This window comes from Staphylococcus auricularis, from assembly GCF_051172115.1.
Lineage (GTDB): Bacteria > Bacillota > Bacilli > Staphylococcales > Staphylococcaceae > Staphylococcus > Staphylococcus auricularis_A.
In genome coordinates this window covers 270,740-284,783 of sequence record NZ_JBPIZN010000001.1, presented here as the reverse complement: position 1 = coordinate 284,783, position 14,044 = coordinate 270,740, and the positions used below count along the sequence as shown (strand labels likewise).

Annotated in this window: 15 protein-coding genes; all 15 read right to left on the bottom strand. The window is 35.1% G+C overall.

Going from position 1 to position 14,044, the window contains the following annotated elements; translation table 11 throughout:
* Positions 1-157: 157 nt before the first annotated feature.
* Complete coding sequence (gene comGB, locus ACSBRB_RS01440; protein WP_435031286.1) at positions 158-1,105, bottom strand: competence type IV pilus assembly protein ComGB; 948 nt, start codon at positions 1,103-1,105, stop codon at positions 158-160.
* Entirely contained in the window at positions 1,077-2,051 is a 975-nt protein-coding gene (gene comGA / locus ACSBRB_RS01435; RefSeq protein WP_435031285.1) for a competence type IV pilus ATPase ComGA, read from the bottom strand. The genes comGB and comGA overlap by 29 nt, the downstream gene beginning before the upstream one ends.
* 101 nt (positions 2,052-2,152) lie before the next feature.
* On the bottom strand, positions 2,153-2,773 hold the full coding sequence (locus ACSBRB_RS01430; protein ID WP_435031284.1) for an MBL fold metallo-hydrolase: 621 nt from the start codon (positions 2,771-2,773) through the stop codon (positions 2,153-2,155).
* Positions 2,774-2,788: 15 nt separating this feature from the next.
* Positions 2,789-3,100, bottom strand: a complete 312-nt coding sequence (locus ACSBRB_RS01425; protein ID WP_059107290.1) for an MTH1187 family thiamine-binding protein — start codon at positions 3,098-3,100, stop codon at positions 2,789-2,791.
* Entirely contained in the window at positions 3,100-4,086 is a 987-nt protein-coding gene (locus ACSBRB_RS01420; protein WP_435031283.1) for an ROK family glucokinase, read from the bottom strand. Before ACSBRB_RS01420 ends, ACSBRB_RS01425 begins: the two co-directional genes overlap by 1 nt.
* Positions 4,087-4,287 (bottom strand): YqgQ family protein, encoded by a 201-nt coding sequence (locus tag ACSBRB_RS01415; RefSeq protein WP_059107288.1) that lies wholly within the window; start codon positions 4,285-4,287, stop codon positions 4,087-4,089. It abuts the gene before it with no gap.
* Complete coding sequence (locus ACSBRB_RS01410; RefSeq protein ID WP_435031282.1) at positions 4,284-5,729, bottom strand: rhomboid family intramembrane serine protease; 1,446 nt, start codon at positions 5,727-5,729, stop codon at positions 4,284-4,286. Before ACSBRB_RS01410 ends, ACSBRB_RS01415 begins: the two co-directional genes overlap by 4 nt.
* Before the next feature lie 12 nt (positions 5,730-5,741).
* A complete protein-coding gene (locus tag ACSBRB_RS01405; protein ID WP_435031281.1) occupies positions 5,742-6,278 on the bottom strand; it encodes a 5-formyltetrahydrofolate cyclo-ligase in 537 nt (178 codons plus the stop codon).
* A 224-nt stretch (positions 6,279-6,502) separates the two neighbouring features.
* Positions 6,503-8,551, bottom strand: coding sequence for a peptidoglycan D,D-transpeptidase FtsI family protein (locus ACSBRB_RS01400; RefSeq protein WP_435031280.1), 2,049 nt, complete (start codon positions 8,549-8,551; stop codon positions 6,503-6,505).
* 121 nt (positions 8,552-8,672) lie between these two features.
* Positions 8,673-9,275, bottom strand: a complete 603-nt coding sequence (locus ACSBRB_RS01395; protein ID WP_059107285.1) for a superoxide dismutase — start codon at positions 9,273-9,275, stop codon at positions 8,673-8,675.
* Positions 9,276-9,549: 274 nt separating this feature from the next.
* Entirely contained in the window at positions 9,550-9,975 is a 426-nt protein-coding gene (locus ACSBRB_RS01390) for a Fur family transcriptional regulator (protein WP_059107284.1), read from the bottom strand.
* Positions 9,962-10,825: a metal ABC transporter permease gene (locus tag ACSBRB_RS01385; RefSeq protein ID WP_435031279.1), complete on the bottom strand. Its 864-nt coding sequence runs from the start codon at positions 10,823-10,825 to the stop codon at positions 9,962-9,964. Before ACSBRB_RS01385 ends, ACSBRB_RS01390 begins: the two co-directional genes overlap by 14 nt.
* Positions 10,822-11,595 carry a metal ABC transporter ATP-binding protein gene (locus ACSBRB_RS01380; RefSeq protein ID WP_435031278.1) on the bottom strand — a complete coding sequence of 258 codons (774 nt, stop codon included), beginning with the start codon at positions 11,593-11,595 and terminating at the stop codon, positions 10,822-10,824. The genes ACSBRB_RS01385 and ACSBRB_RS01380 overlap by 4 nt, the downstream gene beginning before the upstream one ends.
* Positions 11,596-11,801: 206 nt before the next feature.
* Positions 11,802-12,692 carry a deoxyribonuclease IV gene (locus ACSBRB_RS01375; RefSeq protein WP_435031277.1) on the bottom strand — a complete coding sequence of 297 codons (891 nt, stop codon included), beginning with the start codon at positions 12,690-12,692 and terminating at the stop codon, positions 11,802-11,804.
* Positions 12,693-12,701: 9 nt separating this feature from the next.
* Entirely contained in the window at positions 12,702-14,036 is a 1,335-nt protein-coding gene (locus ACSBRB_RS01370) for a DEAD/DEAH box helicase (protein ID WP_435031276.1), read from the bottom strand.
* Between the last annotated feature and the right edge of the window lie 8 nt (positions 14,037-14,044).

Sequence of the window (14,044 nt, the reverse complement as noted above, 5' to 3'; positions counted from 1 at the left end):
TTCAATGAAATGATTGTGATTAAAATTTTCGTTACTTAATGGTTTGCATCAAGTCAAACATAGGTAGCATGATTACGAGATAAAGTGAGCTAATTAAAAATGCTAGAACTAAAAATATAATTGGTTGTATCAACTTGATTTGCTTTAACAGCTTGCGTTAAATTTGTTCGATAACAATAGCGCTATATAACTGTAACTCCACATCCAATTTCCTCTTTTTCTCTCCCTGTTCAATAAAAGAGAGCAATTCGGGTTGAAAACAACCCACTTCTTTTAAAATATCTGACAACTGTAATCCTTGTTCAGTACCAAACTTAATCTGAGATGCTAAATAAGTTAAATAACTGTCCTCTGTTTGTGACCCATATATGTGCACAATATGACTCAGCGTGACACCATTGTTATAAAACAATGCAAATTCTGAAGCGTGTCGATAGGTTTTAAAAAACTTATAGTAACTAGCGATAAGGGGGAGCCGTTTCGCAAAAGTAATTTTCTGCGATGGAGGCAATTTCTTATAATGCCATCGGAGTACATAAATAATTAGAAGGAGAAAAAGAAGTATAAAGAAAATCGCTGAAGGAAGATGTACTATAAATTGTGTGAGGTAGTGTTGAAGCGGAGATAATTTAACATCCATCGTCTCATAGAGATTTTGAAATTCGGGGATAATCGTTTGATTGAGGACAATGAGCATCACCAAAAATATTGTGATGAGGACTATTGGATACTGTATCGTTTTAATGAGGGAGCGCTTTGCTTTAAGATGTCTCGTCATAAAATTAATAGCGTGGGGGATGCTTTCTTGTAACTGGCTAAACAGTTCAGCAAAATAGATTAACATAATCACAGTACGAGGATAGTTGAGGAGTTTAAGTACTTGATGACAGCTCGCACCACTTTTAAGTGCATCAATAATGGTCTGGTTTTGTGAAGCATGTCGTAAATCAATTTGCGTAAGTAAAAAAGAGAATGCTTCTGTTAACGTAAAACCATGAGCGAGTAAGTCGCTTAAACGGCGTAACAACGCAATTTGTGAAGCACTTGAGAGGACACGTTTTCTTTTAAAACTGATACTAAGTGTATTTATTCGCAACTTCTTCACAAATCAAACCTGCTTTAGTTAGTTCTTGAATCATATAAGACAATGTTTGATATTGTTTTGGTAAATGCTTTTCATGATCAAAGAAATAATTAATGTCATCCTTCTTCATAATTTCACATACAAGTCTTAATTCATCGTCATTATCTTTGATTAAACGTTGATTACTGATACATAGGATGGCTTGTTTCATTTCTTGTTCTGTGACACCCATTTCTTGCAGTCTTAAAATGACACCCTTACAATCTTCAGCATGTATTGTAGAGAGCACTAGATGGCCACTTAAACTTGCTTGTAATACTTGTTTCGCTATAGATGCATCTCTGATTTCTCCCACAAGAATAATATCTGGATCACCACGGAGAATAGCCTTTAATGAGGATGCATAGTCAATGCCTGCTTTCGTGTTCACGGATATTTGTGTAATGCCTTGTAAAAGTCGTTCTACAGGGTCTTCAATCGCGATGATATTTAAGTTCAATTTATCTTTTGCATAAGCGACCATTTGATACATCAAAGTACTTTTACCTGAACCTGTAGGGCCGCTGAATAGAATGAGACCTTGTTTCTTATTCATATGTTGATACAGATCAGTCATATCCTCACTGTGCGTTTGTGATTGAAAATATTGTGGAATCACTCGAATAACACAACTCTCAATTCCAAGCGCTAACGGTAAAGTCGAAACACGCAAATAATATAACGTTTGATGTTTAAACAAATAGCGACCACTCTGAGCTTTGTTATGTGTAGATACATCTAACCCAGGAAGATATTTCATATACGTGAGTAATTTGACATAATTTTGCTTTTGAATGACGTCATAGTCTACAAGGTCTCCTTTGACACGAAACTTAATATGGGTCTCTGCGCCTGCTGGAATAAAGTGAATGTACGAAACCTTTTGTGTGATTGCTTTTTTCATCAGTTGTTCGAATAATATCTTCAAAAAATCACCTCCTACATGTATACACGTGGGAGGTGACCTTTTTACTCTTATTTAGTTAAATATTTTGTACAAAACTAAGATTCATTTATAAACTGAACCAGCTAAAATAAAAATGGATTATCGTGTTCGTTTTCAATCGTTGTACTTGGACCGTGTCCTGGATACAACGGTTTGGTTTCTTCTAAATTGAATAATTTATCCATGATTGAATCTATCAGTGTTTCGAAATCACCTTGATAGAGATCTGTTCGACCAATACCGCCATTAAAAAGTGTATCCCCTACGACAGCAAAATCATCGAACACAAATGTTAAACTACCTGGTGAATGACCTGGTGTATGTAACACATCAATGTTGAAATCATCAATGGATAACTGTCCTTCTTCGAGCGATTGAGGAGTCACCTGACTCGTTACAAGTGGTAAACCATATTGTTTAAATTTTTCAGAGCCATTTTTTTCTGCATCCGTTAAGAAATCAAATTCAATCGGAGACATATACACTGGCACATCATAGGTGTTTACAATATCATCTAGAGCTCCGATATGGTCAAAGTGCGCATGAGTCAATAAGACGGCTTTCAACGGCTTATTGATTTCGTTAAGCCGTTCAATAATACGCTCACTTTCATCTGATGGATCAATCAAGATCACAGCTTCATCATTTTCTACAAAATAAGTATTTGTTGCGACTAACCCTAAAGTTAAATGTGATATTTGCATAACTCATCTCTCACTTTAATCTAAGTGTTTTTGTACAGAAGCCAATTTATCGTTCATTTTACGTGTTTTGTCGCGTCTATCATCAATTCTAATATTAGTACATACGCGATCTAAACCTTTGTTGAATGGAAGTTCATGAATCGCTTGGATGACTTCGAATAAATCTTTCAAGTCTCCTTCAATTAATGTATTCATAGGTGTGAGTTGATAATCAATTTTACCTTCTTGTTTAAATGATTCTAATTTCGTTTGAATTTCTGCGATATATTTGCTCACACTTGGTCCTTCTGTTCCTACTGGTATTACGACTACATCGACAATTGCCATTATTTAACGCCTTCCTTTTCTATAATATAAGTATAAATAAGTCCTGCCGCTCCCGTGATACCTGCATCATTACCGAGTTCAGCTTGCACAATTTCTGTACCTTCTTGAGCAGGTTTAAACGTGTAATGACGGTATGCCGTTTTAATATTTTCAATCAATATCAAGCCCGCCGTAGACATGCCGCCTCCGAGTACAATGTATTTTGGATTACTTGTCACACTCACGATACTACAGAGATAGGCTATGTAATTCGCTACACGTTCAGTGATAAAGATACAAAATGGATCGCCTTCTTTTGCTGCATCGAACACTGCTTTTGCTGTGACCTGATTATTTTTAATTAAATGAAGGATGGAAGATCTGAATGTTAATTTAGGGTAATAGAAATGAACTAAATTAACGACACCTGTAGCAGATGCGACCGTTTCAATACATCCTGATTTGCCACAGTTACATTGGAAACGTTGGTCGATATCAACCAATATATGTCCGAGTTCAGCGCCTACACCGTTGTGTCCGTGGACAATTTCACCATTAGAAATGATACCGCCACCTAATCCTGTACCAAGTGTAATCGCAACGACATCATCTGCACCTTGGCCAGCGCCTTTATGTTTTTCTCCTAATGCTGCGACATTCGCATCATTATCAACATAAACGGGACAATCAATAAATTGTTTGAAAATGTCTCTAACATTGACTTTGTCATTCCAATATAAATTGACAGCACCATGCACAACACCTGTATCAAAATCGACAGGGCCTGGGACGCCAATACCGACGCCTATGACATCTTCTAAGGTATAGTTTAATGTATTCAATTTACTTTTAAAAGCTTCATAGATATCTTTCAATAATTTGACACCAGTTGGATCTGTAACATTTGTATCGATAGACCATTTTTCAATTCGCTCTAATGCTTGATCAAAGATACCTAATTTACAGGTTGTACCGCCGATATCGGCTGCTAGAATTATCTGCTTCATTCATCCATTCATCCTTCTTCGTTTAATTATCATTTTACTTTTCAAATATTGATCTTTCGTAATTAACTCATACTCATATAAATTATTTATTTCTTGTTCCATCATTTCGAGCCGATCTTGCTCATCTTTAAAATATATAATAAATCCAAATTGTTTGAGGAGTTGTTGTACATCATATAACGTTTCAATTTGTTGTCTCACTGATCATCCAGCTCGTTTTTCAAATTTTTATACGCTTCGTTATTTGGATTAATCTCTACTGCTTTGTTTATATATTTTTTCGCCTTTTTTTCATCAGCAAGTGAGCGGTTCGCAATCGCTAATTGGTAATTTAACAATCCACTATTAGGAAAGTTTTTAAGTCCGCGTTCCCACTGTGCCATCGCTTCTGCTTTGGAACTTTTCGTTGCCGTTATCATCCCGGCTAAGTAGTATGTCTCGTCATCAGCGTAGCCTTTATTGATTGTATGATCAACCATATCTTGGGCTTCTTTATAATCTGTATCATAAAGCTCATTTTTAATTATTGTATTATAAATATTTTCTTCATCAATCGTATAAATTCTTACAATCGCTAAAATTAACAGTAACGCAGCTACAATGATACTAATCCAGAAGATATTTCTATTCTTGTTGAAAAAATATGGAATAACTACTGTAAAGATACCGCCGATAAATCCGCCTACATGTGCCACAATATTAATATTAGGCATGAATAATGATAAGCCGATCAGCACTACTAATGCGATGAGTAATTCTCCAATCGCTTTTCTATTAAACTGTTTACTAAGAAAAATAATCGTTACAATCGCACCAATTAAACCAAAAATCGCGCCACTAGCACCTGCTGAAACTGTTGAGAGATTGAACGTTAACGACGCAAAGTTCCCTACGATACCAGATATGAGATATAGTACTAACATACGCCAGTGACCTATGAGGGATTCTACAATTTTACCGAATAAGAATAAGCTCAACATGTTCATCAAGAGATGTTCAAAACCAAAATGTAGAAACATGGATGAAATTAGTCGATACCATTCTCCGTGTACAAAGTTAAAATGAACTAAGCCACCTACATCCAATAATTTAATATCTGAAAAATGATTTAAAAACAACACCATGCCTAACCATATCAATACGTTAATCGCAATCAGGGCGTACGTGACAGGCGCAAATTTTAACAAGTGCTTTTCTACAGGATTGTTATTAAGCACCCGTTTCTTATAATGATGTGTTGTTTTTTTATCATCATTTAATTTATTGATTTGGCGAGTGAAAAAGTTTGGCATGTGTTCAGCCATAGCATCTTCATCGTGTATCATGTGGAATTTTAAATCAATAGGTCGTTTTTCGTTTAAGTTGTCATTACTGAGTTCGTATTCTGTAAAAAGATAGTATTGATAGGTCTTGGGTGAAAATCCTAATTTGTTTTCTATTTCCTCTTGATGTTCGATAAGCCGACTTTTTAGAAAGCGTGTTTCTTGGCTTGTATTGACACCATATTTAAAAATGGCCACATCTTTTTTCAACTTATTCGCCAGCCAAACTTCTTGTTGTTCTTGGCTGAGATATACAACTTGATAATCGTTGTAACTAACCCATAAGTATATACATTTCCAGTATTGCTTTTCAGTAATCATGTTGGCCTCCAATTATGTTGTTGCTATTATTAACTGATCAACAGGCTGATCGTGAGGTTCTACGTCAAAATCTGCCAATTGAAAATCATATAGTAAGCTGATGGTATCAGTTTGATATTGAGCTAAAAATTTATCATAAAATCCCCCACCATAACCGATACGGTAACCTTCTTGATTAAACGCGACGCCAGGTACAATGACGAGATCAAGGTCATTAGAAATCGGTAAATCTGCTGTGGAATGATTGATACCTTTAGCATCTTTACCAATCTGAGCGATATCTTCAACTTGTTTGAAATTCATTTCTTTTTTATCATAATCTGTTTCAGGTACAAACACTGTTTTATAATCATCTAACATATGTGAAATGATGCGATATGTATCTACTTCTTGAGACATTGAGAGTACGATACCTATCCGTTTTGCTTGTTGATATTGATTTGTTTCATATAATTTGTTCGCTAAATATTGATCTGCTTTTTGTTTGTCGTTGTCATTGAATGATTTCATTTTTGCAATTGTATTTTTGCGCAATGTTTTTTTATCCAATATCCTCATCCCTTATCTGTGTACTTAACTCATTATAACGTTATTAAAAACCATTGTCATTAAACTATCATTTACTTTATTTCCTTAAATCATGTTTCTATCAAATTGTTGATATATATAACTATCTAATGCTTTAAAAGTTTAAAATTGAATAAATTAAAAAGCCGGCAACTCGTATGGAGTTACCAGCTTAAATATCAACAAAATTTATTTCAATGATGTGCTTATTTACGGTCTTTGCCGAAGTAATAATTAATGACGTCTCTACCTAAGTCACCACCGTTTAACCACGGTTCAGGGACAGGTTGGTTACTATACACGATTGAAAATGCCAGCTGTGGATTATCTTGTGGTGCATAACCGATATAAGTTGAATTAACACGTGGTTTACCATCTTGGAAAACTTCCGCAGTACCTGTTTTACCTGCTGAAGGTACTTTCGTGTTATGGAAACTTTGATAACCTGTACCATCTTTTTCGTTAAATACCATGTCAAAACCTTGTTGAACTTGATTAATTTCTTCTTCAGAATTATTTACTTTATTCAAGACCGTACCTTTAATGTTTTGCTTGATCGGTCCAAGGCCATCTTCATTGGTTGCTTTTCTGATTTCTGAACCAATGTGTGGTTGAATTCGTGTACCATCATTCGCAATAGTTGAAATGTATTGAGCAAGTTGCATTGTAGTGTAGGTATCATATTGACCAATAGCCAAGTCTAGGTAATTACCACCATTTGTTGTTAATGGTTCAATTTGACCAATGGTTTCATTTGGAAGATCGATACCTGTTTTAACACCTAATCCAACTTGATTTAAACCTTTACGTAATTTTTGACCAGCTTCCACGACATCTGTTGGCAAGTTCATATTTGAAGTATACGGTTGACCTGCGATATTTAATGCGGTCTTGAACATATAAACGTTAGAAGAATGCATGAGCGCTTCTTTATCATTGATCGTTACTCTACCATGTTGGTTGAAGTAAGAACGTTTAGTCAAACCTCCATTGAAGTGAAGTGGTGAATCGACCATCGTTTCTCCAACTTGAATGGCGTTGTTTTGGTAGCCAGCTAATAGTGTACCACCTTTGACAGATGAGCCTGCAGCGAATTGTTGCGTAAACGTACCGATATCATTATCAGTCATGCTGCCGTCTTTATCGATTTGTTTACCAGCAATAGCAAGTATGTCACCGTTACGTGGATCTGTGACGACGATGAGCGCATTATCCATGTCTCTAGCGCCTTCGCTACGTAATTTTTTAATTTGTTTTTCGAGATATTCTTCTGTTTTTTGTTGGAGGTCCATATCGATAGTAAGGACTAAGTCATTACCTCGTGAACCTTTATTCACAACTTCTGAATCAATGACATCACCTGATTTATCTGTCGTATATCTCATTTCTTTTTTCTTACCTTTAAGAATGCTTTCATATTGATATTCTAGGTAAGATTTTCCGACACGGTCATTTCTTGAATAACCTTCAGATAAATATTTTTGTGTTAATTCTTTAGGTAGGCCTTCATTCGATGTCGATACGTCACCAAAGATACCTCTTAAGCTATCGCCATAAGGATATTTTCTATCCCAATCCATCGTTGTATTCACGCCTGGTAGACTAGATAATTTTTGTGAAACTGCAGCGTATTCTTCATCGCTCACATCTTCATTTTTTATCATTTGAGGATTTAAAGTAGAACCTGCCATCATCTCTCTATAAATGGCTAGCACTTCTAAATCATGATCTGAAAAAGAATTGAGTTGTTTGTCGGTTATTTTTTTACGTTGCGCTTCATCGTATTGTTCTTGTGAAATACTACCTTCTTCTAATAAATTACGCTCTTTTGACATCATTTTTTGAGCTTGAGTCGGATGTTTTTGAATCCAAAAGTCTTGTTTATCACGTTCAGTGATTTTATCTGTATCCATTGAAATTAATTTGGATAATTTCTCTGCAGTATCGAGTATTTCATCTTGAGACGTTTTTTTACCTCTCGTATACGTAATCGCTTTTTTAGATGCGTTATCTACTAGTATTTTGCCGTTTCGGTCTAGAATTCTTCCTCGTGGAACGGATTCGTTTACAGTAATATTTTCACTGTTTTTAATTTCTTGTTTGTAATGAGACCCTTGTGCAATTTGTAAATAACCTAATCTAAGGATAACAATTGCAAAGATCAATACTACAATGCCGAAGACAAAACTGATCCTCTTATTCATTGTATTTCTTAGTTTTTCATCATTTGTTTTTTCCTTAAGTCTTTTTAACAACACAACTTACCTCTATTCAAACGTTCTATCTACAAATGATATACGAAAATCGGTGATTTTTCTATTATTTTAATTCAAAAAAAAGACGGCCTATATCAATAGGCCGCCAATCGTGTTCGAATTATTGAGCTGCTTGATATAATTCGTCAACTTTTTCCCAGTTTACAACGTTCCAGAAGTTTTCGATGTATTCTGGACGTTTGTTTTGATATTTAAGGTAATAAGCGTGTTCCCAAACGTCTATACCTAAAATAGGAGTTTTACCTTCTGTAATTGGGTTATCTTGGTTAGGTGTAGTAGTGATTTCTAATTTACCTTCAGCATTTACAACGAGCCAACCCCAGCCTGAACCAAAGCGAGCTGCAGCTGCGTCAGCAAATTCTTTTTTGAAATCGTCTAAAGAACCCCATTGTTCTTTAATTTTATCTACGACTGTACCTTTTTCTTCAGAGTTAGGAGTTAATAATTCCCAGAATAATGAGTGATTTAAGTGTCCACCACCATTATTACGTACAGCTGTTTGAATATCTTCAGGCACGCTATCTAAATTAGCAACAATTTCTTCGATAGATTTATTTTCTAAATCTGTACCTTCAACTGCTGAATTTAATTTAGTTACATATGTGTTGTGGTGTTTGTCATGGTGGATTTCCATAGTTTCTTTATCAATATACGGTTCTAACGCATCGAAATCATAAGGTAAGTTTGGTAATTCAAAAGCCATAAATAATCATCCTCCTAAGTGTAATTACACTAAGCATAGCAATAAATTCATTTATCAACAATCTTAATGCTTACTGTATCAATCATATATCAAAGATCATCATCTTTGATACATTCTAAGTATATCTCAAATATAAGGGTTTTAAACATAGAACACTTAGAAATTTAATAATTCTTACTTAAAAACTATGTTTAGTTAGATATACTTTTTAAATATATGATACTACGACCTTCTTTATCATAATCTATCCTTCACTTGACTATTAGAACGAATGTTAGACTGTTTGTTTTTCTTTTTGACATTTTTCACATACACCATAGACTTCTAATTTATGCGTATGGATAGAAACATTCGGTAAATTAGACTGTATTTCATCAATTGGACAAAACTCAATGACTTTAGTATCTCCACAGACTTCGCAAATGAAGTGATGATGGTGATGCTCTGAGCAAGCAATTCTAAATTTCATTTCCCCATCAAGTTCAGTACTTTCTATAATGCCTAAATCTTTAAACAAATGTAGATTGCGATAAATTGTATCAAAAGAGATACCAGGATAGTTTTTATCCATTTTTTGTTGAATATATTTTGCGTTAATATATTTATCTTCTGAAACAAAGATATCTATCATATCACGGCGTTTATTTGTATATTTATGACCGTGTTCTTTAAGTATTTGTATTGCATTATCTGTTTTCATTATTAACAGCCCCTTTTTTAACTTTAACCTTCAGTTTCTGAAGTACCATCGTTAAAATTAACATAAATACGAGTATCATGACGATGACACCACCAGGAGAAATATCTAGATAGAAGGCTAAGAATAGCCCTGAAATCACGGATACTTCACCAAGTATGATACTCAGTATAATCAATTGCTTAAATCCTTTTGTGACACGCATCGCAATCGCAATAGGTAACGTGATTAATGCACTCACTAATAAGATACCTATGACTCGCATAGATGCTGAGACGACCATAGCGACGATTGCAATGAAAAGAAATTGAATCCATTTCGGTAATCCAATGACTTTGCTATATTCATCATCGAAAGAAAGGACGAACAATTCTTTGTATAATGATAAGATAAAAATCGTTACTATAATTACTATAATAATGATTGTAATCATATCACTCAAACTTACTGCACTGATTGAACCAAAAAGTAATCCAACAATCTCTTGGTTAAAACCATCTGCGAGTGATATAAAGATCGCACTTAAAGCTACACCGGAACTCATAATAATAGGAATTGCAATTTCTTGATAATTGCTAAATGTAGTACGTAACTTTTCAATAAGTAACGCCCCAACAATCGCAAATAACACCCCAAACCACATCGGGTTAATGAGTGCTGCTGTTGGTATAATGGTAATTAGAAACATACCAAATGAAATACCACCCAGTGTGACGTGACTTAATGCATCAGCGATTAGGGATAACCGTCGCACAACGATAAAAGCACCGATAAATGGCGCGATGAAACCAATCAGTATCCCGCTAATCAGTGAATACCTCATGAAGTCGAAATTTAATAATGCATCAATCATTCAGAACAACACTCCCTATGATGTTGATGATCAACAAATTGAATTGGATGACCATAAATCTTAGAAATTTCAACTTCATCTAGTGATTTAAACTCATCTGTCGTGCCGTGGAAGTGTAAATGACGGTTTAAACAAGCAACTTCAGTAGCTGTATCTGCGACGACACCGATATCATGTGTAACAAGGATAATCGTTACCCCTTCACGTTTTAATCGCTCTAGCGTTTCATAAAATTCATTCACATGTTTCGCATCAATACCGCTCGTTGGTTCATCTAAGATCAGCACGGTCGGTTCACTAACTAACGCCCGCGCTATTAACACACGTTGTTGTTGTCCACCAGACAGTTCAGCGATATTTCGGTCAATGAGATGTTCAATATTTAGACGATGCAACACATCTTTAACTTTTTGAACATCATTTTTATTAAACCATTGGAATAGCCGCTTTCTTTTAGTTAAACCACTCAACACAATCTCTTTAACACTTGCAGGGAATCCTGCTTTAAAAGAAAGTGCTTTTTGTGAAACATAGCTTATTTTTAACATCGTTTGTTTGCCATTATAACGTTTCCCGTCGACATACATTTCTCCACTTTGCATGGGTAGTAGACCTAAAATGATTTTTAACAATGTAGACTTTCCAGCTCCGTTAGGTCCAACGATAGCCAAAAATTCTCCTCTATTAATTTTAATGTTTATATTTTCCAACACTTGCTTATTGTCGAAAAAATAATCTATATTTTTTAATTCAAAGACTGGCGTTGACATTTTTTCACCTCGCTAATAACTATAATATGCATCGAAATGATTGTAAATAGTAATGTTTACGATGCGAGTTGTATTCATAAACGTAGTCTACTTGATTGCATGTTCATCTATTATGTTGGAATATCCATTGAGCACATTCCCTTAGATAAAATTGAGATAAAAAAGTACAGAAGCTCAATATAACTGCTTCTGTACATGACCTCATCTTATTGATTTAAAATTTTTGTTTTTAAATCTGGATCGAATGTTTCTGATTTAAGCATCTCAATTTCAAATTGATAAGGGGGTTTTTTATTTTTCTTGTCTTCACCTACATAAGGTGTTTCTAAGATTTTAGGAATATCTTTAAACGCATCGTGATGCACGACATAATTTAATGCATCAAAACCAATATGACCAAAACCAATATTTTCATGACGGTCTTTATGCGCGCCGATATCATTTTTACTATCATTAACGTGGACCACTTTGATGCGATCGATGCCGATAATTTTATCAAATTCATTAAGCACGCCGTCAAAGTCGTCTCTAATTTGATAACCCGCATCATGTGTATGACACGTATCGAAACAAATAGATAAACGTTCATTATGTTCGACACCATCTATGATGCGTGCGAGTTCTTCGAAGTTGCGACCTACTTCTGAACCTTTCCCTGCCATCGTTTCAAGTGCAATTCTCACATCATTTTTTTGAGTTAATACTTCATTCAGACCTTCGATGATTTTTTTAATTCCTTCATCTGCTCCTGCACCAACATGAGATCCAGGATGTAAAACGATGTCTTTCGCACCAAGTGCTTGTGTTCTTTCGATTTCGTTTTGTAAAAATTCAACGCCTAAGTCAAACACATGCGGTTTTTGTGTGTTTGCGATATTGATAATGTAAGGTGCGTGAACGATGATGTTTGATAAGCCATAAGATTCCATGAGTTCATGACCTTTTTCAATATTTAAATCTTCAATCGCTTTACGTCTCGTATTTTGAGGCGCACCTGTATAAATCATAAATGTAGATTCGCCAAATTTATGCGCTTCTTCAGCTGAACCAGCTAACATTTTCTTACCATTCATTGACACGTGTGAGCCTATTAACATGAGATTCACCTATCCTTTATTTTTGTTATTTCTTTTTGTACGTTTACTATATTGTCTACGTTCTTGGCGTTTTGCTTCTTCTAGTTGACGTTTGAATTTCTTCTTGTAACCAGGTTTAACTTTTTTATTGTTACGTTTTACTTTGTATTTCACCTGATTTGTCACAACATCATCTTTTTTCTGCCGTTTGTTTCTTGTGTTATGTGCTTTGACTGGTTTGAGTTCCCCATTCTTAATATCTACTGTTTCGAAATGATAGCCTCTATCTTCAATCATTGAAACAGGTTCCTCTTCATCCGGACTATAAAGTGTAATCGCAACACCATGATACTGACCACGTCCAGTTCGGCCGACCCGATGTGTGAAGAAATCAATATCTTTAGGAACATCAAAGTTAATCACGTGACTGACGCCCTCTATATCTATACCACGAGAAGCTAGGTCACTTGCAATGACATATTGGAAATCGAGATTTCGAATACGTTTCATCTGTTGTTTACGTTCTCGTGGTGTTAAACCACCATGTATCATTCCGTATTTAATTCCATAACCATCTAGTTCCTCTGCTAAGGCATCAGCATTATCTCTACTATTACAAAAGATGATACATAAATATGGATTTAATATATCGATGAGTTTAAGCGTTTTTCTGACTTTATCCTCACCTTTTGTAGGAATTAAATAAAACTCTATATTTTTCTTGTTTTGAGACTGACTGTCGATCTTCACATACTCAGGTTGTTCTAAATATTTATTTAAAAATGGATGCAAGGATTTAGGTATCGTTGCACTAAACACTGCGATTCGTGCTTCACTATCGAGTCTAGCTGCAATATAATCAACATCCTCTATTAAGCCGAGATCAATCATTAAATCCGCTTCATCAATAACAAGATACGATGCAAGGTGTACATGTAGGTCTCCGTGCTTAGCTAAATCATTGATTCGTGTCGGTGTACCAATAATTAAATGCGGTTGATTTTTGGCGCGTTGTTTATCTTTTTCAATATCTGTACCGCCAATAAATAATTTGACGCTGACATTTGATTTGAACTGTGCAAGATGACTGGCTGTATTAAATAATTGTTGTGCCAACTCACGTGTAGGGGCAACTACAATCGCTTGAGGCTCATTGATACCCGTATCAATGTGATGGATGAGCGGTAATAAGAAAGCATGAGACTTGCCCGTTCCTGTTTGAGATTGACCGATTAAATTGACTTGTTTAAGCATTTTAGGAATCACACGTGACTGAATCTCTGTAGGTTTAGAAAAATTAAGATCTTTGACTGCTTCTATTAAACTTGGCTCTAAGTTAAAGTTTTCAAAAGGATGTTTAGCCATCTTTGTCC

What these genes read in the sequence shown, in the direction of transcription:
- ACSBRB_RS01390 (WP_059107284.1), bottom strand. Translation starts at nt 9,975, where the DNA reads ATGAAAACAGATAATGCAATACAAATACTTAAAGAACACGGTCATAAA.
- ACSBRB_RS01420 (WP_435031283.1), bottom strand. Translation starts at nt 4,086, where the DNA reads ATGAAGCAGATAATTCTAGCAGCCGATATCGGCGGTACAACCTGTAAA.
- ACSBRB_RS01375 (WP_435031277.1), bottom strand. Translation starts at nt 12,692, where the DNA reads ATGTTAATAGGCTCACACGTGTCAATGAATGGTAAGAAAATGTTAGCT.
- ACSBRB_RS01385 (WP_435031279.1), bottom strand. Translation starts at nt 10,825, where the DNA reads ATGATTGATGCATTATTAAATTTCGACTTCATGAGGTATTCACTGATT.
- ACSBRB_RS01425 (WP_059107290.1), bottom strand. Translation starts at nt 3,100, where the DNA reads ATGGCAATTGTCGATGTAGTCGTAATACCAGTAGGAACAGAAGGACCA.
- ACSBRB_RS01380 (WP_435031278.1), bottom strand. Translation starts at nt 11,595, where the DNA reads ATGTCAACGCCAGTCTTTGAATTAAAAAATATAGATTATTTTTTCGAC.
- ACSBRB_RS01370 (WP_435031276.1), bottom strand. Translation starts at nt 14,036, where the DNA reads ATGGCTAAACATCCTTTTGAAAACTTTAACTTAGAGCCAAGTTTAATA.
- ACSBRB_RS01395 (WP_059107285.1), bottom strand. Translation starts at nt 9,275, where the DNA reads ATGGCTTTTGAATTACCAAACTTACCTTATGATTTCGATGCGTTAGAA.
- ACSBRB_RS01430 (WP_435031284.1), bottom strand. Translation starts at nt 2,773, where the DNA reads ATGCAAATATCACATTTAACTTTAGGGTTAGTCGCAACAAATACTTAT.
- ACSBRB_RS01410 (WP_435031282.1), bottom strand. Translation starts at nt 5,729, where the DNA reads ATGATTACTGAAAAGCAATACTGGAAATGTATATACTTATGGGTTAGT.